We start from the raw sequence: 17,899 nt of genomic DNA on the forward strand, positions 1-17,899 counted from the left end.
TCGGCGCCGCGGTGTGGTTCGCTAGCGGCATCGAACCGAAGGAGCTCGTCGTGACCAACAGCCCGAACCCGGCCTCGTCGTCGCAGTCCTCTCCCGCCGGCCAGGGATTCTCCGGTGATCCCGCACCCCGGATGCTGAGCATCGCGAGCCTCGTCCTCGGCATCGCCTCGGTGTTCCTCGGCCTCACGTTCCTCGTGCCGATCGCCGGCATCATCACCGGCGTCATGGCGCGCAAGCGCGAGCCCGAGGGTCGCACGATGGCGCTCTGGGGCATCTGGCTCTCGGTCGTGATGCTCGTGCTCGGCATCCTGCTGTGGGTGACGGTGGGCGGCATCATCCTCGCGACCTTCGGGCTGGCGGCGAGCGTCTAGGCCCGAGGTCACGCGGGTAGTAGGCGGACGCCCTGGCCGGATACGATCGAGGCTCCAGGCACCCGATGACGGAGGCACGATGAGCCGGTACGAGGTCGACGGCGTCGACATCCAGACCTTGCCGAAGGTCAGCCTCCACGACCACCTCGACGGTGGCCTGCGCCCGCAGACGATCATCGAGCTCGCCGACGAGATCGGCTTCGAGCTGCCCGCGACCGATGCCACGGCGCTGGGTGACTGGTTCGCAGCGCAGTCGAACTCCGGCTCGCTGCCCGAGTATCTCAAGACCTTCGACATCACGACCGCGGTCATGCAGACCGAGCACGGCCTGCATCGCGTCGCGAAGGAGTTCGTGCTCGACCTGGCAGAAGATGGCGTGATCTACGGCGAGATCCGCTGGGCGCCCGAGCAGCACCTCCAGCGCGGCCTCTCGCTCGACCAGGCGGTCGACGCCGTGCAGGCCGGCATCGAGGAGGCGATCGGCCTCGTCGCCACCCACGGCGGCCGCATCCGCGTCGGGCAGCTCGTGAGCGCCATGCGGCACCTCGACCGAGCGGATGAGATCGCCGAGCTGGCGCTGCGGCACCGCGACACCGGCGCGGTCGGCTTCGACATCGCGGGCCCGGAGGACGGCTTCCCCGCCTCGCGCCTGCAGTCCGCCTTCGACAGGCTCGCGCGCGCGCACTTCCCGGCGACCGTGCACGCGGGCGAGGGTGCCGGCCTCGACTCCATCGCCGATGCCCTCTTCGCCGGTCGGGCGCTGCGGCTCGGCCACGGCACGCGCATCGCCGAGGACATCGTGGTCGAGGAGGAGACCGACGAGGCGATCGTCGTGCGCCTCGGCGAGATCGCCGAGTGGGTGAAGGATCGCCAGATCGCGCTCGAGGTGAGCCCCTCCTCCAACCTGCAGACCGGCACCATCGCGCAGTGGGGCGATGCGCTCGCCGACCACCCGATCGACCTGCTGCACCAGCTGGGCTTCTGCGTCACCGTCAACCCCGACAACCGCCTGCAGTCGGGCACCACGCTCACGCGCGAGCTCGGCCGGCTGGTCGACGCGTTCGACTGGGATCTCGACGACCTCGAGCAGGTCACGCAGAACGCGGCAGCGAGCGCGTTCTGCACCTTCGAGGAGCGCGAGCAGCTCGCCGACGAGATCGCCGACGGCTACGACGACCTGCGATGACGCTGCCGCTTGATCGGGCGACGTTCGCGCCCGGAGTCCACGCCGCCGACTGGCGGGCCGCCGTGCGCGCCGCAGGGGTCGACCTGGTGACCGCGGGCGCGGTGGGGCGGGCGTACGTCGAAGAGCTCGTGCAGCAGATCGAGCAGTCGGGCCCCTACTGCGTCGTCGCGCCAGGCGTCGCCGTGCCGCACGCGAAGGCCAGCGCCGTCGTGCGTCGCGACGCGCTCTCGATCGTCGTGCTCGACGAGCCGGTCGCCTTCGGGCACCCGCACCACGACCCCGTGCGCGTCGTCATCGGGCTCGCCGCGACTGGGCCACGCGAGCACCTGCGCATGCTGGCAGAGCTCGCCAACGCCCTGGATGCATCCGGCGTCACCGATGCGCTGGCGTCGGCAGCCACGCGGGACGAGGCGATCGCGGCCCTCCGCGGCTGAGCTGCGCGGGCCCGGCTCGACGCGCCCGCGCCGAAGCCGGCGCCGCTCAGGCCTCCAGCAGCGGTGCGACCGCCTCGGCGAGCGCCGCGACGCGCGCTCGCGCTGCCCGGATGCGCTGCGCGGGGGCCCCGTCGGTCGAGGTCGCGTCGATGTAGACCTTCACCTTCGGCTCGGTGCCGCTCGGGCGCACCATCACGCGCGAGCCGTCGTCGAGCGTGAAGCGCAGGATGTCGCCGATCGACCCGTGCTCGGCCAGCGCCAGGTCGTCGGCGGCGAGCACGCTCGATCCGGCCAGCGCGATCGGCGGGTGAGCTCGCAGCGTCGCCATGATGGCGGGGATGCGCGTCAGATCGGTGACCCGCACGCTCACCTGGCCCGACTCGAAGGCGCCGAACTCGCCGGCCATCGCCAGCAGCTCCTCCGACAGCGATGAGCCGCGCTCGTGCAGCTCGCTCGCGATCGTCAGCAGCCGGACCAGCGCCGAGATGCCGTCCTTGTCGCGCACCGTGCCGGGGTTTACGAGGTAGCCGAGAGCCTCCTCGTAGCCGTAGGTGAGATCGGGCACGCGCGAGACCCACTTGAAGCCCGTGAGCGTCTGCACGAAGTCGAGCCCGTGCGCCTCGGCGATGACGCCGAGGCCGGGGGAGGAGACGATGGAGGCGGCGAGCACGCCATGGCCCCGCGCCGATCGTGCGGCATCCCAGCCGAGCAGCAGGCCGACCTCGTTGCCGGTGAGCATGCGCCAGCCGGTCTCGCCGTCGTCGGGCACGGCGACCGCCAGCCGGTCGGCGTCCGGGTCGTTGGCGACGATGAGCTCTGCGCCCTCGGCGGTGGCGAGCGCCATGGCGAGGTCGAGCGCGCCGGGCTCCTCCGGGTTCGGGAAGTCGACGGTGGGGAAGGTGCCGTCGGGCTGCGACTGCTCGGGCACCGCGATGACCGCGGGGAATCCCGCCTGCGCGAGCACTGCCGCCACCGTCTCGAGCCCCACGCCGTGCAGGGGCGTGTAGACCACCTTCGGGCCGGAAGCGCCGGGCATGCCCTGGTCGGGCTGGCCGATCGCGGCAGTGGCGTCGACGTAGGCGCGCCAGACGCCCTCGCCCGCCACCTCGACGTCGCCGCGGGGGTAGTCGGCCACCGGGGTCGCGGCAGCCTCCAAGATGCGTCCGGCGATCTCGGCGTCGACGGGCGGCACGATCTGGCTGCCCTCGTCGTCGCCGCCCAGGTAGACCTTGTAGCCGTTGTCGGCGGGCGGGTTGTGGCTTGCCGTCACCATGACGCCCGCGCTCACGCCCAGGTGCCGCACGGCGAACGCCGTGACGGGGGTCGGCAGCAGTCTCGGCAGCAGGATCGCGCGGACACCCCTGCCGGCGAAGACCTCGGCGGCATCGCGCGCGAACCGCTCGGAGCCGCGCCGGCCGTCCCAGCCGATGACGACCGAGGGATGCGGCTCGCGCTGCACGAGGAAGTCGGCCAGACCCGCGGAGGCCTGCTGCACGACGACGCGGTTCATGCGGTTCGGGCCTGGCGCGATGCGACCCCGCAGCCCGGCCGTGCCGAACTGCAGTCGGCCGGTGAACGCATCCGTCACCTCGACGAGGGCAGCCTGGTCGCCAGCCTCGGCGGCGGCGATCGAGGCCTCGAGCTCCGCGCGGGTCTCGGGATCGGGATCGTCGGCGGCCCAGGCCCGCGCGGCGGCGAGCGCGTCGGCGCTCATGCCTCGTTGCCGATCGCGGCGACCACGTCGGCGAGCAGGCGCCCCAGGCGGCCCTCTGCCTCGCGGCCGGCCTCGATGACCTCCTCGTGCGACAGCGGCGTGGTCTGGATGCCGGCGGCGAGGTTGGTGATGAGGCTGAGCCCCAGCACCTCCATGCCGGCCTCGCGCGCTGCGATCGCCTCGAGCGCGGTCGACATGCCGCAGATGTGACCGCCCATCGCCTTCGCCATCTGCACCTCCGCGGGGGTCTCGTAGTGCGGGCCGCGGAACTGCACGTAGACGCCCTCGTCGAGACTGCCGTCGACCGTGCGCGCGACGTCGCGCAGGCGGGGCGAGTAGAGGTCGGTGAGGTCGACGAACGTGGCGCCCTCGAGCGGCGAGTCAGCCGTCAGGTTGAGGTGGTCGCTGATCAGCACGGGCTGGCCGGGCTTCCAGTGCGGCTTGATGCCGCCCGCGCCGTTGGTGAGCACCATGACCGAGGCGCCGGCCGCCGCAGCCGTGCGCACGGAGTGCACGACCCGACGCACGCCGTGTCCCTCGTAGTAGTGGGTGCGCGCGCCGATCACGAGCGCACGCCGACCGTCGTCGGTGAGCACGGATCGGATCGTGCCCACGTGGCCCTCCAGCGCGGGCTTCGAGAACCCGGTGACATCGGTGGCCGGGATCGTGTGCGTGGTCTCGCCGAGCAGATCGGCTGCCTTCGCCCATCCGGAGCCCAGGGTGAGGGCGATGTCATGGCGATCGACGCCGGTGATGCGGCGGATGTCGTCGGCGGCCTGCTGGGCGACGGCGCGGGGGTCTGCTGGCGGGTCGAGCGGGTGCGTCATGGCGCCCACTCTAGGGGTGGCGGCGCCCGCTCCTCTGGAGGGCGCGCGCCCGCGACCGTCGGAGGGCGGCGCTCGCCTAGGCTTGGCCACCATGGCTATCGGCGCGACCATGCACACCTTCGACATCCAGCTCTCGGACGTCGATCGCGGTGTCTACGAGGAGCTGGCGCTGCGAGTCGCTCGCCACCCCTCGGAGACCGAGGAGTTCATGGCGACGCGGGTGCTCGCGCTCTGCCTGGAGCACGAGGAGGGCATCGTCTTCGGCGACGGGATCTCCGGCGGCGACGAGCCGGCGGTGCTGGTGCGCGACCTGACCGGCGCGCTCGTCGCGTGGATCGAGGTCGGGGCGCCCGACGCGGAGCGCGTGCATCGCGGCAGCATGGCGGCCGACCGCACCGCCGTCTACACGCACCGCGACCCGGAGCGCGTGGCGGCGCGATGGGCGGGCAAGCGCATCCACCGACCCGAGGACGTGCGGCTGGTGTGGTTCGACCCCGGATTCGTCGAGGCGGTCGCCGAGGCCATCGCGAGGCGGACGACCATGGTGCTGTCGGTGTCGGAGGGCGTGATCTACCTCGACGTGAACGGCCAGGCCCTCTCGACCACCATCCACGAGCGCCGAGCGGGCTGACCCTCCCGCCGCGGCGGCCGCGCGACTCGCCGCTGCGGCCGGCCATCCTGTCGCATGGAACGCACGCCGGAGGGCTGTGGGTGTCGAGGGCCGGGGGATGCGGGATGATGGAGCGCGTGAGTGCATTCGAGCGCAAGCAGCGCGTGGTGATCATCGGTGGCGGACCGGGCGGCTATGAGGCTGCCCTGGCGGGGGCGCAGCTCGGGGCGGAGGTGACGCTCATCGAGCGCACCGGCGTCGGCGGCAGCGCGATCCTCACGGACGTCGTGCCCTCCAAGTCGCTGATCGCGACCGCGGAGTCGGCAGCGGCGATCCGCGACGCGAACCAGCTGGGCGTGCAGTTCTCCGTGCGCGGCGACGCCGGTCGGGCGCAGAAGCCCGACGTGGCCGTCAACCTGCGCGCGGTCAACCGCCGCCTGCTCTCGCTGGCCGCGAAGCAGTCGCTCGACATGAAGGCCGACCTGGAGAAGGTCGGCGTGACCATCGTGCAGGGCGAGGGACGCCTCGACGGCCCCGGCCGCGTCGTCGTCTCGACCGGCAAGCAGGGCGCCGACTTCGACGAGTTCGAGGCCGACACGATCGTGGTCTCGGTGGGTGCCACGCCCAGGCAGCTGCCCTCGGCGATGCCGGATGGCGAGCGCATCCTGGAGTGGACGCAGCTGTACACGCTCGACGAGGTCCCCGAGCACCTCATCGTGGTGGGATCGGGCGTCACCGGCGCCGAGTTCGCGAGCGCCTACAGCAACATCGGTTCGAAGGTCACCCTCGTCTCCAGCCGCGAGCAGGTGCTGCCCGGCGAGGACACCGACGCCGCCGCGGTGATCGAGGACGTCTTCCGCCGGCAGGGCATGCAGGTGCTGTCGAAGTCTCGCGCCGAGAAGGTCGAGCGCACCGACTCCGGCGTCGTCGTGACGCTGACGGATAGTCGCACGGTCGAGGGATCGCACTGCCTGATGGCGGTCGGCTCGGTGCCGAACACCGCCGGCATCGGTCTCGAGGAGTCGGAGATCGAGTTGGCCGAATCCGGCCACATCCTCGTGAACCGGGTCGCGCGCACGAACCTGCCGAACGTCTACGCGGTCGGCGACTGCGCGGACGCGCTGCCGCTCGCATCCGTCGCGTCGATGCAGGGCCGCACCGCCATGTTCCATGCGCTCGGCGACGCGGTGCACCCGATCTCGATGCGCACCGTCGCGTCGAACATCTTCACGCAGCCAGAGATCGCCACCGTCGGCTGGTCGCAGAAGCAGATCGAGGAGGGCGTCGCGCAGGGCGAGATCTACCGGATCGACCTCTCGACCAACGCGCGCGCGAAGATGATGGGCGTCGAGGACGGCTTCGTGAAGCTCTTCGCGCGCACGGGCTCCGGCACCGTCATCGGCGGCGTGATCGTGGCGCCGAAGGCCTCAGAGCTCATCTTCCCCGTGACGATGGCGATGGAGCACCGCCTGACGGTCGACCAGATCGCGCGTGTCTTCCCGGTCTTCCCGTCGCTCACCGGGTCGATCTCCGATGCTGCACGGGCGATGCACCGCTTCGAGGACTGACGCGCCCAGCACGGCGCCGCGCGTCAGTCCGCGTCGGGCGTGATCGTGACGAGCGCGTGGCCCGAGGGCACGGTCTTGCCGACCGGTGCGTCGATCGCGGCGATCGTGCCGTCGATGGGCGCCGAGATCGGCTGCTCCATCTTCATCGCCTCGAGCACCAGCAGCAGATCGCCGGCGACCACGCGGTCGCCCACCTCCACCGCCGCCTTCACGACCGTCGCCTGCATGGGCGAGACGATCGAGCCGGAGCCGGCGCCGCCCTCGAGCGCGCGGCGCGTACGGCGGGGAGCGGGGCCCTTGGCGTCCTTCGTGTCGGAGAAGAGCCGCTGCGGCATCGACACCGAGATGCGCTTGCCGTTGCTCTCGACGACGACCGTGCGGCGCGCCTCCGGTCCGCCCAGCTCACCGGGCTCGCCATCCCACGCGGGGATGTCGTTCTCGAACTCGGTCTCGATCCACGACGTGTAGATGCTGAACGGCGCGTCGCCGGCGGGCGCGAACGCCGGGTCGTCGACGATCCGGCGGTGGAACGGTAGCACCGTCGGGAGCCCGTCGACCTCGAACTCGGCGAGGGCACGGCGCGAGCGCTCCAGCGCCTCCGCGCGGTCGCGTCCCGTGACGATGAGCTTCGCGAGCATCGAGTCGAAGTTGCCGCCGATGACGTCGCCGGCCACCACGCCGGAGTCGACGCGCACGCCTGGGCCGGACGGGGTGCGGTAGCTGCGCACCGGACCCGGCTGGGGCATGAACCCGCGGCCGGCATCCTCGCCGTTGATGCGGAACTCGATGGAGTGGCCGCGCACCTCTGGGTCGTCGTAGCCGAGCGCCTCGCCCTCCGCGATGCGGAACTGCTCGCGCACCAGGTCGATGCCCGTCACCTCCTCGGAGACCGGATGCTCGACCTGCAGGCGGGTGTTGACCTCGAGGAACGAGATGGTGCCGTCGGCGCCGATGAGGAACTCGCAGGTGCCGGCGCCGACGTACTTCGCGGCGCGCAGGATCTCCTTCGACGCGCGGCGCAGCTCCGCATCCTGCGCGTCGGTGACGAAGGGCGCGGGCGCCTCCTCGACGAGCTTCTGATGGCGGCGCTGCAGCGAGCAGTCGCGCGTCGAGACGACGACGACGTTGCCGTGCGCATCGGCGAGGCACTGCGTCTCCACGTGCCGAGGCTTGTCGAGGTACTTCTCGACGAAGCACTCGCCGCGGCCGAACGCCGCGACGGCCTCGCGGGTGGCGGAGTCGAACTGCTGCTCGACCTCCTCCCGCGTGAAGGCGACCTTCAGGCCGCGTCCGCCGCCGCCGAAGGCGGCCTTGATCGCGACCGGCAGCCCGAACTCGTCGACGAACTCCAGCACCTCGGCCGCGCCCGAGACCGGCTCGATGGTGCCGGGTGCCAGCGGCGCGCCGACCGACTCGGCGATGTGCCGAGCGGAGACCTTGTCGCCCAGCTGCTCGATGGCCTCGGGGCTCGGCCCGATCCAGGTGATGCCGGCGTCGATCACGGCGCGCGCGAAGTCGGCGTTCTCCGCCAGGAAGCCGTAGCCCGGGTGCACGGCATCGGCGCCGGAGCGGCGCGCGACCGAGAGGATCTTGTCGATCACCAGGTAGGAGTCGGCGCTCGTGGAGCCGTGCAGCGAGTAGGCCTCGTCGGCCAGCTGCGCGTGCTGCGCGTCGCGGTCGGGCTCGGCATACACGGCGACCGAGGTCATCCCCGCGTCGCGCGCCGCGCGGATGATGCGGACAGCGATCTCACCGCGGTTGGCGATCAGGACCTTCGTGATGCGGGGCATGGTTCCCCAGCCTAGGCGTCGGCGCATGACGGATGCGTGCACTCCGCACACAGAAGTGGGGGATGTCGTTGCGGATTCCCACAGCGATGCCGTCTGCGATGTCCGACACGCGCTTGGTGAGTGAGTGCTCACTCACTTATGATCGCCTGGTGACCCCCATCCCACGGCTCAGCACCGACGACCGGCGAGCGCAGATCATCGAGGCGGTGACGCCCGCAGTGCTCGCGAACGGCAGCGCCGTGACGACCAGGCAGCTGGCAGAGGCCGCCGGGGTCGCGGAGGGGACGCTCTTCAAGGCGTTCGGCGACAAGGAGTCGCTGCTGCTGGCGCTCGCCGAGTACCACCTCACGATGGAGCACGTCGGCGAGAGCGCCGCGATGCCGCTCGACACGCTCGAGGACGTCGTGACCCGCACGTTGTACGAGCTGGTCGAGCGCACCCGCTTCGTGTTCCGGCTCATCATGGCGCTCGGGCCGATCGGGCAGCGTGCGGCCGAGTCCGCGCGCGCCGACTTCGAGGCCTCCAAGCATCGGCTCGCCGAGCGGTTCGAGCCATTCCGCGGCGAGCTGCGCGTGGAGCCCGTGGTCGCTGCCGATGTGGTGCGCACGCTCGCCTGGGCGGCCGCCTCCAGCTGGGGCGAGCACGGCTCCGTCTCATCGGTCGACGACATCCTCGCAGTGCTGCTGCACGGCATCGTCCGCGACGATGCGACGCTCGTGCCGGCAGCCTCGCTCCCTACCGGTGCCGCGGCATCCGACGAGACCCGGAAGGCCTGAGCATGCTCTGGAAGCTCATCGTCCGCTACGTGAAGCCCTCCTGGCTTCCCCTCCTGCTCGTCGTCGCGTTCCAGTTCACGCAGTCGGTGCTGTCGCTGATGCTGCCGACGATCAACGCCGAGATCATCAACGACGGTGTCCTCACGGGCGACACCGAGCTGATCTGGCGGCTGGGCTTCCTGATGCTCGGCCTCAGCCTCGGGCAGGTGACCGCCAACATCCTCGCGATCCTCTTCGGCGCCCGTCTCGCGATGCGCGCGGGCCGCGACCTGCGGGCGGACATCTTCCGCACCGTCGGCGACTACAGCGAGCAGGACGTGCAGCGCTTCGGCGCCGCGAGCCTCATCACCCGCAACACCAATGACGTGCAGCAGGTGCAGATGCTCATCCTGATGAGCTGCACGATGCTGCTGTCGGCGCCGATGCTCGCGATCGGCGGTGTGATCATGGCCATCAGGGCCGACGCGACGCTGGCCTGGCTGATCGCGGTCGCCGTGCCGCTGATGCTGATCGTGCTGGTCTTCCTCGTCACCCGCCTGGTGCCGATCTTCCGTCAGCTGCAGGAGCGCATCGACGCCATCAACAAGGTGCTGCGGGAGCAGCTGACGGGCATCCGCGTGATCAGGGCGTTCGTGCAGGAGCGGCGCGAGAAGCGGCGCTTCGCGGTCGCGAACGACCTCGTGACCGACGCGATGCTGCGCACGGGCAACATCTTCGTGCTGATGTTCCCGATCATCATGCTGATCGTCGAGCTCTCCTCGGTCTCGGTGCTCTGGTTCGGGGCCGGGCTGGTCGACGCGGGCGAGCTCGAGATCGGCACGATGATGGCGTTCCTGCAGTACCTCATGCAGATCCTGATGGGCGTCATGATGGCGACCTTCATGACGATCATGATCCCGAGGGCGGCCGTCTCGGCAAAGCGCATCGGCGATGTGCTCGAGACGGAGCCGACCATCGAGCGGGTCGCGAACGGCGTGCCCATGCCGACGCCCGGCACCGTGGAGCTGCGGGACGTGGTCTTCCAGTACCCGGGCGCCGACACACCCGTGCTCGACGGGGTGTCGCTGCGCGCGGAGCCCGGCGAGACGGTCGCGATCATCGGTTCGACCGGTGCCGGCAAGTCGACGCTCGTCAACCTCATCCCGCGCCTGTTCGATGCCACCGGGGGCACGGTGCTGGTCGGCGGCGCCGACGTCAGGGCGCTCGATGCCGAGACGCTGTGGCGCGGCATCGCGATCGTGCCGCAGCGGCCCTACCTGTTCGGGGGCACGGTGGCGTCGAACCTGCGCTACGGCAACGAGCAGGCGAGCGACGAGCAGCTGTGGCGCGCGCTCGAGATCGCGCAGGCGGCGGGCTTCGTGCAGCAGCTCGACGGCCAGCTCGACGCCCGCATCGCGCAGGGCGGCACCAACGTCTCCGGCGGGCAGCGCCAGCGCCTGTCGATCGCCAGGGCGCTCGTCGCCGAGCCTGACGTGCTCGTCTTCGACGACTCGTTCTCGGCGCTCGACCTGACGACGGATGCGCGGCTGCGCGCGGCGCTCGCGGAGGCCGTCGGGCACATCACCCGGGTCGTGGTCGCACAGCGCGTCTCGACGATCGTCGACGCGGACCGCATCGTGGTGCTCGAGGCCGGCCGGGTGGTCGGCACGGGCACGCACGCCGAGCTGCTGGAGCGCAGCGAGACGTATCGCGAGATCGTCGACTCGCAGATGGCAGTGGAGGCCTGAGATGTCACAGCGGCAGAAGCAGACGCGTCAGGAGCGGCTCGCGGCACGCAGGGCGCGATCCGCGAATCCGGAGCCCGAGCTCACCGAGGAGGAGCGCCTCGCGGAGGAGCTCGCCGAGGCCGCGCGGCAGGGCGCCGGCGACTGGGGTCCGCCGCCTGGCAAGGCGAAGTCGTTCTGGTCATCCGGCAGGCGGCTGCTCTCGCTGCTGCACCCGTATCGCTGGTGGCTGGCGCTCGTGGTGCTGGTCGGCACGATCGGCGTCGTGCTGGTGGTGCTGGGGCCGAGGATCCTCGGCGAGGCCACGAACGTCATCGTGCAGGGCTTCATCCAGCAGCAGCTGCCGGCCGGCTCCACGCAGGCACAGGTCGTCGAGGGGCTGCGGCAGGCGGGGCAGGACGAGTTCGCCAACATGATCGAGCGGATGCCCGACCTGCAGCCCGGTCAGGGCATCGACTTCGACGCGCTCGGCGGCATCCTGCTGCTGGTGCTCGGCGTCTACCTGGTCGGCAGCGTCTTCCAGTGGCTGCAGGGCTACGTCGTGAACCGCATCGTGCAGCGCACCGTCCAGGGGCTGCGGAAGGACGTGGAGCACAAGATCCACCGGCTGCCGCTGTCGTACTACGACCGCACGCAGCGCGGCGATCTGCTCTCTCGGGTGACGAACGACCTCGACAACGTCTCCCAGTCGATGTCCCAGTCGATGTCGCAGATCGTCACGGGGCTCCTCACCGTCATCGGCGTGCTGGTCATGATGCTCTCGATCAACGTCTGGCTGGCGCTCATCGCGCTCATCGCGGTGCCGCTCACCGGCATCATCCTCGGCGCCGTGATGGGCCCGGCCCAGGGGCGGTTCAAGGAGCAGTGGAAGCGCACCGGCGCGCTGAACGCGATCGTCGAGGAGGCCTTCGCCGGCCACGCGCTCGTGAAGGTCTTCGGTCGCGAGGAGGCCGTGCGCGCCCGCTTCGCCGAGCAGAACGAGGCGGTGTTCGACGCGTCGTTCAAGGCGCAGTTCCTCTCGGGCCTGGTGTTCCCGCTCATGACCTTCGTCGGCAACATCGGCTACGTGCTGGTCGCCGTCGCCGGTGGTCTGTTCGTCGCGGCCGGCCAGATCCTGGTGGGCGACGTGCAGGCCTTCATCCAGTACTCGCAGCAGTTCTCGCAGAACCTCGGTCAGATCGGCCAGACGATCACGATGGTGCAATCGGGTGTCGCGAGCGCCGAGCGCGTCTTCGAGCTGCTCGACGCCGAGGACGAGCCGTCGGATGCTGGCGGGCTCGTGCCGGAGGAGGGCTCCGGTCGGGTCACGTTCGAGCGGGTGCGATTCTCGTACTCGCCCGACAAGCCGCTCATCGAGGATCTGTCGCTCGAGGTGGAGCCGGGGCAGACGATCGCGATCGTGGGGCCGACGGGCGCAGGGAAGACGACGCTCGTCAACCTGCTCATGCGCTTCTACGAGCTCGATGCGGGCCGCATCACGCTCGACGGGGTCGACACCGCCTCGATGACGCGGGATGCGCTGCGCGCCCAGACGGGCATGGTGCTGCAGGACACGTGGCTCTTCGGAGGCTCGATCCGAGACAACATCGCGTTCGGCAGGCCCGACGCCAGCGAGGAGGAGATCCGCGCGGCCGCCGAGGCCACCTACGTCGACCGCTTCGTGCATGCGCTGCCGGACGGCTACGACACCGTGATCGACGAGGAGGCCTCCAACCTCTCGGCCGGGGAGAAGCAGCTGGTGACGATCGCGCGCGCCTTCCTGGCGCAGCCGAGCGTGCTCATCCTGGACGAGGCGACGTCGTCGGTCGACACGCGCACCGAGCTGCTGCTGCAGCACGCGATGGCCGCGCTGCGCACCGATCGCACCTCGTTCGTGATCGCGCACCGGCTCTCGACGATCCGCGACGCCGACCTGATCCTGGTGATGGAGGCCGGGCGCATCGTCGAGCAGGGCTCGCACGATCAGCTGGTCGCGCAGCGAGGGGCGTACTGGCGGCTGCTCAACGCGCAGTTCCAGGAGGCGGCGACTGATCTCGACCTGGAGGACGAGCTGGCGCAGCCGGGCGCTGGCGCCGCGCAGCAGACAACCTAGCGGGCGGCGCGGCGCCAGCGGCTCGCTCACGCGCCGAGCGACACCCAGCCGGCGACGTCGTGCACCGCGAGACCCGCGAAGCGGTCGCGCGGATCGATGCGGGTGGCGACGCCGACGAGGGCGGCCTCCATCGCAGCCCGGCCCTCGTCGGCGAACGTCTCACCGGCGGTCGGCGCGGGGTGCCGCACCGGGCGCGTCTCGACGCCGATCCGGTACGGCACACGTGCCCGGCGCAGCAGCCCGCGTGCCGCGGCGCTGATCGCGAGGATGGCATCGGCGCGGTCGCGATAGGCCAGGAGGGTCAGGGCGTCCGCGGCACTCGCGATGCGCGTGAAGGCGGGCGGATGCGTCGTGGCCAACCAGGGCGCGAGGTCGACCTCGACCGGCAGTCCGGTGTGCGCGGCGACGTCGCGCACGGCGCGCTCGAGGCCCGCGAGCCGCCGATCCTCGTTGCCCGCCCAGTCCGGCGTGCTCCACGGCTCGATGTCGAGGTGCACGCCGTCGAAGACGAGGCCGCCGGTGGCGCGCTCCATCCACCGCAGCGCGCCCCGCCCCTCGACCCACGACGGGTCGCCGCCGAGTGCGCTCACACGGATGCCGCGGTCGCGCAGCGCGCTCACGCACGCCCGGGTGTGCTCGCTCGGGCCCGCGCCCGGCACGCTCACGAACGCCTCGTGCACGCGCTGCCCGGCGAGGAACGCGGCCACGGCGGCGGCGTCGGGCGGGGCGGCCTCGTGCACCCACAGCCAGGCCGCGCGCGGGGCGGGGGTCACGACCGCCGGTGGCATCAGCTCGTCAGCGCCGGCCAGGCGACGCCCAGCTCGCGCGCGAGGCGTCGCACCGCGGGGATGCTCATGCCGACGACCGTCGACGGGTCGCCGTCGATGCGATCGATGAACGCGGCGCCGCGGCCGTCGATCGTGAAGGCGCCCGCCACCTCCAGCGGCTCGCCGGTGGCCACGTACGCGTCGATCTCGGCCTCATCGATGTCGGGGGAGAAGTCGAGGTGCGTCGCGGTGGTGGTGCCCGCCGAATTTTGGATGCGGCCATCGCGCACCCGCAGCATCCAGTGCCCGGAGTGCAGCGTCGCCGACCTGCCGCGCTGCGCCAGCCAGCGCTCGCGAGCGCGCTCGGGCGTGTGCGGCTTGCCGAGCATCTCGCCGTCGAGCTCGAGCGACGAGTCGCCGCCCAGCACGAGCCCGTCGAAGCCCGTCAGCGGGTCCTGATCGAGCAGTGCCTCGGCCTTCGCCCGCGCGAGCAGCAGCACGTAGTCGGCGGGGGCGAGCGGGCCGTGCTGCGCCTCGTGCGCGACGATCAGGAACTCCTCGTCGAGGTCGGTCGGCGTCACGATCGGCTCGATGCCCGCCTGCCGCAGCAGCGCGAGGCGGGCGGGCGAGGCGGAGGCGAGGATGAGCTGCACGCGTCGATCCTCGCACCCGCAGCCGGCGGAGTGCTCTGGCGCGGCCCCGTTCGTCGCGCCTACTGTGGCGTCATGGATGCTCAGGTTGCCGCCCGTCCGACGAAGCTCGCGGTCATCGGGGCCGGATCGGTCGGCGTCGCCATCGCCTACGCCGCCCTCATCCGCGGCTCTGCCGACTCTGTCGCGCTGCATGACCTGGATCGCGCGAGAGTCGAGGCGGAGGTGCTCGATCTCGCGCACGGCCTGCCGTTCCTGGCCGGCACGCGCGTCCACGGGGGCGACGACATCCGGGTGATCGCCCAGAGCGACATCGTGGTCGTGACCGCCGGCGCGAAGCAGCGCCCCGGCGAGACACGGCTCGCGCTCGCCGGCCGGAACGCCGAGATCCTGCGGCAGGTGATGCCCGGCATCCGTGAGCATGCGCCGGATGCGATCGTGCTGCTGGTGACGAACCCCTGCGACGTGCTGACCGTGATCGCGCAGCGCGAGGGCGGGATGGCACCCGGCCGGGTGCTGTCGTCTGGCACCGTGCTCGACTCGTCACGACTGCGGTGGCGGCTCTCGGAGCTCGTCGGCGTGCACCCGCGCAGCGTGCACGCGCACATGATCGGCGAGCATGGCGACAGCGAGTTCCCGCTCTGGTCGCGGGCGCGGATCGGCCCGGTGCTGGTGAGCGAGTGGCGCGAGGGAGGGCAGCTGCGCTTCGACCGCACCGCGCTCGATGGCATCGCTGACGACGTCGTGCACGCCGCGTACCGGATCATCGAGGGCAAGGGCGCCACCTCGAGCGCCATCGGAGTCGCCACTGCCCGCATCGTCGAGTCGATCCTGGGCGACGAGCACGCCGTGCTGCCGGTGTCGAGCGTGCTCTCCGGGCAGCACGGCATCGACGGGATCGCGCTGTCGCTGCCGACGGTGGTCGGCCGCGCCGGCATCGAGCGGGTGCTGGAGGTGCCGATGGACGACGATGAGCTCGGGGCGCTGCACCGCAGCGCGGAGGCCATCGCCGCCTCCCTCGCCAGCACCGCATGACCCGGTCGCGCGGATGGGAGGATGTCCCCATGCCTGCAGCAGAGATCCGTCCCGGTCAGATCGTCGAGCTCACGATCGACAACGTCGCGCACGGCGGCCGCTTCGTCGGCCGCTACGGGGCGTCGGAGCACGAGCGGGGCCGCGTGGTCTTCGTGCCCGACACCATGCCCGGCGAGACGGTCAAGGCGCAGATCGTGGAGGTCAAGAAGTCGTTCGCCGTCGCCGTGGCGCTCGAGGTCGTCGTCGCATCGACCGACCGCGTCGAGCACGTCTGGCCGGAGGCCTCGATCGACCGATCCCCGGCCGAGCGCGCGGGCGGCGCGGAGTTCGGCCACATCGCGCTGCCTCGCCAGCGCGAGCTGAAGCAGCGGGTCCTCGAGGACGCGCTCGAGCGCACCGGCGGCATCACGCGCGCGGTGCCCGTGCAGGCCGCGCCCGGCGACGACCGGCGCGGCGGGCTCGGGTGGCGCACCCGCGTGCGCCTGCACGTCGACGACCGCGGCCGCCAGGGACCCTTCGCGCCGCGCAGCCACGACGTCGTGCCGGTGACGAGCCTGCCGCTGGCCACCAAGGGCATCCAGCTCTCCGCGCAGCTCGACCAGCGGCTCGGCGGCGTCACCGCGGTCGACTACGTCGAGTGGGGCGTCGACGGCGAGGTCGACGTGATCGCGATGGAGGGCGCGCCCGAGCGCGGCCGCACCGACACGATCGTCGAGAAGGTCGGCGGGCGCGAGTTCCAGCTCGACCGCTCGGGCTTCTGGCAGGTGCATCGCGAGGCCGCGGGGGTGCTGACGTCTGCGCTGCGTCGCGTCATCGATCTCGACCGCGTCGATCCGGCCGGCTGGTCGCTCGACCTCTACGGCGGCGTCGGGCTGTTCGCGGCCACGATCGCCGAGCAGCTGGGGGAGCGCACCCGCGTGACGAGCGTGGAGGCCGACGAGGTCGCCACCGACCACGCGAGCGAGAACCTCGCCGAGTGGTTGGGCGCGAATGCCGAGACGGGCCGCGTCGACCGCTGGCTGCGAGAGCTCAGCACGCGAGCCAGCCGGCAGGATCGGGAGCGCCTGTCGAAGGGGCTCGTCGTGCTCGACCCGCCGCGCGCCGGCGCCGGCCGCGACGTGATCGAGCAGATCGTCGCGCTTGAGCCCGCGCAGATCGTCTACGTCGCCTGCGACCCCGTGGCGCTCGCGCGCGACGCGAAGCTGCTGGGCGAGCGCGGCTGGAACATCGACTCGCTCGAGGCCTTCGACCTCTTCCCGCACACCCACCACATCGAGGCGGTCGCGGCCTTCCGTCGCTGACGGGGTCGAGGGAGCGGCATGCGGGCGGCGGTGAGCGCGCGCTACGGCGCACCGGATGTGGTGGTGGTGCGCGACATCCCCGCGCCCGTGCCCGCGGACGACGAGATCCTGATCCGCGTCAGCGCGACCACCGTCAACCGCACCGACTGCGCGTACCGCGCCGCCAGACCGTTCTTCATGCGCGCCTTCACGGGACTGCGCCGTCCCCGTCGCACCGTGCTCGGCACGGAGTTCGTCGGCGAGGTCGTCCAGGCCGGCGGCGCGGTGGACCGCTTCGCGGTCGGCGACCGGGTCTTCGGCTACTGCGAGGGCCGATTCGGAGCGCACGCGGAGCTGCTCGTGGTGCGGCAGGGCTCGGCGGTCGCGACCGTGCCAGAAGGCATCGACCAGGTCACCGCAGCCGCCGCGACAGAGGGCAGCCACTACGCGGCGTCCGCGATCCGGCGGGCGGGCGTGCGCGCCGGTGATCGGGTGCTGGTCAACGGCGCCACCGGCGGCATCGGCTCAGCGGCGGTGCAGCTGCTCGCGGCCATGGGCGCGCGCGTGACCGCCGTCTGCCATGCCGAGCACGCCGACCTGGTGCGCGGTCTCGGCGCCGAGCGTGTGCTCGCGCTCGAGGACGGCGACTTCACCCGCGGCCCCGACCGGTTCGCCCTCGTGCTCGACGCCGTCGGCAAGAGCACCTTCAGCCGCTGCCGACGCATCCTGGAGCCCGACGGCGTCTACGTCTCCTCCGAGCTCGGCCCCGGCTGGCAGAACATCCCGCTCTCGCTCGTCGGCCTCGTGCTCCGCAGGGGCCAGCGCGTGGTCTTCCCGCTGCCGGACGAGGGGCTGCCGATGCTCGAGCGCATCCGCGAGCATCTCGCCGCCGGTACCTTCCGCCCGGTGATCGACCGCAGCTATCCGCTCGACGACATCGCCGACGCCTACCGCTATGTCGAGTCCGGCCAGAAGGTCGGCAACGTCGTCATCACCGTCCGCGACGATCCGCAGCGCGACTGAGCCGAGCCGCCGCCCCTCCGGTCACGGAGGGAGGACGGATTCGGCGATGTGC

The 17,899-nt window shown here is 71.8% G+C and carries 16 protein-coding genes; 11 read left to right on the forward strand and 5 right to left on the reverse strand.

Annotated elements, in window-relative coordinates:
* Positions 1–50: 50 nt before the first annotated feature.
* The 3 genes from ABG090_RS02800 to ABG090_RS02810 all read left to right on the forward strand — a co-directional run bounded on the left by ABG090_RS02800 (position 51) and on the right by ABG090_RS02810 (position 1,991).
* Positions 51–371, forward strand: a complete 321-nt coding sequence (locus ABG090_RS02800) for a DUF4190 domain-containing protein (RefSeq protein WP_347756200.1) — start codon at positions 51–53, stop codon at positions 369–371.
* 79 nt (positions 372–450) lie between these two features.
* Positions 451–1,557, forward strand: coding sequence for an adenosine deaminase (locus ABG090_RS02805; RefSeq protein ID WP_347756202.1), 1,107 nt, complete (start codon positions 451–453; stop codon positions 1,555–1,557).
* Positions 1,554–1,991 carry a PTS sugar transporter subunit IIA gene (locus ABG090_RS02810; protein ID WP_347756204.1) on the forward strand — a complete coding sequence of 146 codons (438 nt, stop codon included), beginning with the start codon at positions 1,554–1,556 and terminating at the stop codon, positions 1,989–1,991. Before ABG090_RS02805 ends, ABG090_RS02810 begins: the two co-directional genes overlap by 4 nt.
* Before the next feature lie 46 nt (positions 1,992–2,037).
* Here the strand turns inward: ABG090_RS02810 and ABG090_RS02815 are convergent, their stop codons facing one another.
* Together ABG090_RS02815 and ABG090_RS02820 are read right to left on the reverse strand one after the other, a co-directional pair.
* Complete coding sequence (locus ABG090_RS02815; protein ID WP_347756206.1) at positions 2,038–3,705, reverse strand: phospho-sugar mutase; 1,668 nt, start codon at positions 3,703–3,705, stop codon at positions 2,038–2,040.
* Complete coding sequence (locus ABG090_RS02820; RefSeq protein ID WP_347756208.1) at positions 3,702–4,532, reverse strand: purine-nucleoside phosphorylase; 831 nt, start codon at positions 4,530–4,532, stop codon at positions 3,702–3,704. The genes ABG090_RS02815 and ABG090_RS02820 overlap by 4 nt, the downstream gene beginning before the upstream one ends.
* A gap of 91 nt (positions 4,533–4,623) precedes the next feature.
* Here ABG090_RS02820 and ABG090_RS02825 point away from each other — a divergent pair, with 91 nt between their 5' ends.
* Both ABG090_RS02825 and ABG090_RS02830 read left to right on the forward strand, forming a co-directional pair.
* Positions 4,624–5,163 (forward strand): YaeQ family protein, encoded by a 540-nt coding sequence (locus tag ABG090_RS02825; RefSeq protein WP_347756210.1) that lies wholly within the window; start codon positions 4,624–4,626, stop codon positions 5,161–5,163.
* Between the two features lie 107 nt (positions 5,164–5,270).
* On the forward strand, positions 5,271–6,710 hold the full coding sequence (locus ABG090_RS02830) for an NAD(P)H-quinone dehydrogenase (RefSeq protein ID WP_347756212.1): 1,440 nt from the start codon (positions 5,271–5,273) through the stop codon (positions 6,708–6,710).
* A 23-nt stretch (positions 6,711–6,733) separates the two neighbouring features.
* Here the strand turns inward: ABG090_RS02830 and ABG090_RS02835 are convergent, their stop codons facing one another.
* Positions 6,734–8,500, reverse strand: a complete 1,767-nt coding sequence (locus ABG090_RS02835; protein WP_347756214.1) for a biotin carboxylase N-terminal domain-containing protein — start codon at positions 8,498–8,500, stop codon at positions 6,734–6,736.
* Between the two features lie 149 nt (positions 8,501–8,649).
* Here ABG090_RS02835 and ABG090_RS02840 point away from each other — a divergent pair, with 149 nt between their 5' ends.
* From ABG090_RS02840 to ABG090_RS02850, 3 genes are read left to right on the forward strand one after another with little or no spacing between them, the layout of a single operon-like run.
* Positions 8,650–9,276, forward strand: coding sequence for a TetR/AcrR family transcriptional regulator (locus tag ABG090_RS02840; protein WP_347756216.1), 627 nt, complete (start codon positions 8,650–8,652; stop codon positions 9,274–9,276).
* Between the two features lie 2 nt (positions 9,277–9,278).
* On the forward strand, positions 9,279–11,003 hold the full coding sequence (locus ABG090_RS02845; RefSeq protein WP_347756218.1) for an ABC transporter ATP-binding protein: 1,725 nt from the start codon (positions 9,279–9,281) through the stop codon (positions 11,001–11,003).
* Between the two features lies 1 nt (position 11,004).
* Positions 11,005–13,092, forward strand: a complete 2,088-nt coding sequence (locus tag ABG090_RS02850) for an ABC transporter ATP-binding protein (protein ID WP_347756219.1) — start codon at positions 11,005–11,007, stop codon at positions 13,090–13,092.
* A 26-nt stretch (positions 13,093–13,118) separates the two neighbouring features.
* Here the strand turns inward: ABG090_RS02850 and ABG090_RS02855 are convergent, their stop codons facing one another.
* Together ABG090_RS02855 and ABG090_RS02860 are read right to left on the reverse strand one after the other, a co-directional pair.
* Complete coding sequence (locus ABG090_RS02855) at positions 13,119–13,880, reverse strand: hypothetical protein (RefSeq protein WP_347756221.1); 762 nt, start codon at positions 13,878–13,880, stop codon at positions 13,119–13,121.
* Positions 13,880–14,512: a nucleoside triphosphate pyrophosphatase gene (locus ABG090_RS02860; RefSeq protein ID WP_347756223.1), complete on the reverse strand. Its 633-nt coding sequence runs from the start codon at positions 14,510–14,512 to the stop codon at positions 13,880–13,882. The genes ABG090_RS02855 and ABG090_RS02860 overlap by 1 nt, the downstream gene beginning before the upstream one ends.
* A 72-nt stretch (positions 14,513–14,584) precedes the next feature.
* Between ABG090_RS02860 and ABG090_RS02865 the strand changes: the two genes are divergently transcribed.
* From ABG090_RS02865 to ABG090_RS02875, 3 genes are read left to right on the forward strand one after another with little or no spacing between them, the layout of a single operon-like run.
* Complete coding sequence (locus ABG090_RS02865; protein ID WP_347756225.1) at positions 14,585–15,544, forward strand: L-lactate dehydrogenase; 960 nt, start codon at positions 14,585–14,587, stop codon at positions 15,542–15,544.
* A 29-nt stretch (positions 15,545–15,573) separates the two neighbouring features.
* Positions 15,574–16,845, forward strand: a complete 1,272-nt coding sequence (locus ABG090_RS02870) for a TRAM domain-containing protein (protein ID WP_347756226.1) — start codon at positions 15,574–15,576, stop codon at positions 16,843–16,845.
* A gap of 18 nt (positions 16,846–16,863) precedes the next feature.
* On the forward strand, positions 16,864–17,847 hold the full coding sequence (locus ABG090_RS02875) for an NAD(P)-dependent alcohol dehydrogenase (RefSeq protein ID WP_347756228.1): 984 nt from the start codon (positions 16,864–16,866) through the stop codon (positions 17,845–17,847).
* Positions 17,848–17,899: the final 52 nt, after the last annotated feature.

Origin of the sequence: Agrococcus sp. ProA11, assembly GCF_039880525.1 — a bacterium.
In the GTDB taxonomy this organism is placed as follows: domain Bacteria; phylum Actinomycetota; class Actinomycetes; order Actinomycetales; family Microbacteriaceae; genus Agrococcus; species Agrococcus chionoecetis.

Excerpts from the sequence above, each read along its gene's own strand:
- ABG090_RS02815 (WP_347756206.1), bottom strand. The coding sequence starts at position 3,705 with ATGAGCGCCGACGCGCTCGCCGCCGCGCGGGCCTGGGCCGCCGACGAT.
- ABG090_RS02865 (WP_347756225.1), top strand. The coding sequence starts at position 14,585 with ATGGATGCTCAGGTTGCCGCCCGTCCGACGAAGCTCGCGGTCATCGGG.
- ABG090_RS02870 (WP_347756226.1), top strand. The coding sequence starts at position 15,574 with ATGCCTGCAGCAGAGATCCGTCCCGGTCAGATCGTCGAGCTCACGATC.
- ABG090_RS02835 (WP_347756214.1), bottom strand. The coding sequence starts at position 8,500 with ATGCCCCGCATCACGAAGGTCCTGATCGCCAACCGCGGTGAGATCGCT.
- ABG090_RS02875 (WP_347756228.1), top strand. The coding sequence starts at position 16,864 with ATGCGGGCGGCGGTGAGCGCGCGCTACGGCGCACCGGATGTGGTGGTG.
- ABG090_RS02845 (WP_347756218.1), top strand. The coding sequence starts at position 9,279 with ATGCTCTGGAAGCTCATCGTCCGCTACGTGAAGCCCTCCTGGCTTCCC.
- ABG090_RS02830 (WP_347756212.1), top strand. The coding sequence starts at position 5,271 with ATGGAGCGCGTGAGTGCATTCGAGCGCAAGCAGCGCGTGGTGATCATC.
- ABG090_RS02855 (WP_347756221.1), bottom strand. The coding sequence starts at position 13,880 with ATGCCACCGGCGGTCGTGACCCCCGCCCCGCGCGCGGCCTGGCTGTGG.
- ABG090_RS02805 (WP_347756202.1), top strand. The coding sequence starts at position 451 with ATGAGCCGGTACGAGGTCGACGGCGTCGACATCCAGACCTTGCCGAAG.
- ABG090_RS02820 (WP_347756208.1), bottom strand. The coding sequence starts at position 4,532 with ATGACGCACCCGCTCGACCCGCCAGCAGACCCCCGCGCCGTCGCCCAG.
- ABG090_RS02850 (WP_347756219.1), top strand. The coding sequence starts at position 11,005 with ATGTCACAGCGGCAGAAGCAGACGCGTCAGGAGCGGCTCGCGGCACGC.
- ABG090_RS02810 (WP_347756204.1), top strand. The coding sequence starts at position 1,554 with ATGACGCTGCCGCTTGATCGGGCGACGTTCGCGCCCGGAGTCCACGCC.
- ABG090_RS02825 (WP_347756210.1), top strand. The coding sequence starts at position 4,624 with ATGGCTATCGGCGCGACCATGCACACCTTCGACATCCAGCTCTCGGAC.